We start from the raw sequence: 768 nt of genomic DNA, 5'->3' as shown, positions 1-768 counted from the left end.
GGGGGCCCCCCCCCCCACAACACCCCCCCCCCCCCCCCCCCCCCCCCCGGCGCCCCCCCCCCCCCCGGGGGGGGCCCCCCCCACGGTTGCGTTATCCGCTGCGCTGTCCGCTGCGCTATCCGCCCTGCTTCCGCGGTGTCCGCGGCATCCCTTCGACGAGCAGCGGCGTTTCGACGGCGAGCAGCCGCGTACGGAGGGCGTGGACGAGGGCGACGCGTTCCAGGTCCTCGACGGCCGACCACTCGATGTCGACCTCGTGCCGCGGCAGGCCCTCGAACGCGTTCTCCTCCGCGGCCCCGCCGTCGACGACGAAGGCGAGTTCCTCGTCCGGCCCGCCGTCGATGGCGGGTTGCTGATCGACGGCGAGCAGGGCGGGCGCCTCGGGCAGCCTGATGCCCAGCGCGTCGGCGACGCGCTCAGCGGCCGATTCGATCGCCTCGCCAGGCCGCAGCACGACGCCCGGCGGGCAGCCCCACCCGTCCTTGACGACTTGCAGCACGCGCGGCCACATGCCGACGGCGTCGAACAGGTTGCGGGTCGAGGCCGGGCAGCGGATAAGCAGGAACACCCAGACGTCGCGCGGTGCGTTGGCAGGACCGGCGGGGCTGGTGCGGGTCTCGCTCCCGATCGGAATTCCCCTCATCAGCCGCTGCTCACAGGGGTGTTGGCGGGCCCGGGCCGCGGGCCCCCGCCCCGCGGCCCCGCCCCCCGGCCCCCGTGCTACGTGATCCGTGCTCCGTGCTCCGTGCTCCCGGGGATGATCCGCTG

1 protein-coding gene is annotated in these 768 nt (G+C 75.8%); it reads right to left on the bottom strand.

What is annotated here, in order from left to right:
* Positions 1-115 precede the first annotated feature (115 nt).
* Positions 116-643: an NUDIX hydrolase gene (locus AAHZ94_RS34775; protein WP_349997651.1), complete on the bottom strand. Its 528-nt coding sequence runs from the start codon at positions 641-643 to the stop codon at positions 116-118.
* Positions 644-768: the final 125 nt, after the last annotated feature.

It is taken from the genome of Streptomyces sp. HSW2009 (genome assembly GCF_040240285.1).
Classification (GTDB): domain Bacteria; phylum Actinomycetota; class Actinomycetes; order Streptomycetales; family Streptomycetaceae; genus Streptomyces.
The sequence above is the reverse complement of the archived record's forward strand: the minus strand, read 5'-3'. Positions and strand labels throughout refer to the sequence as shown.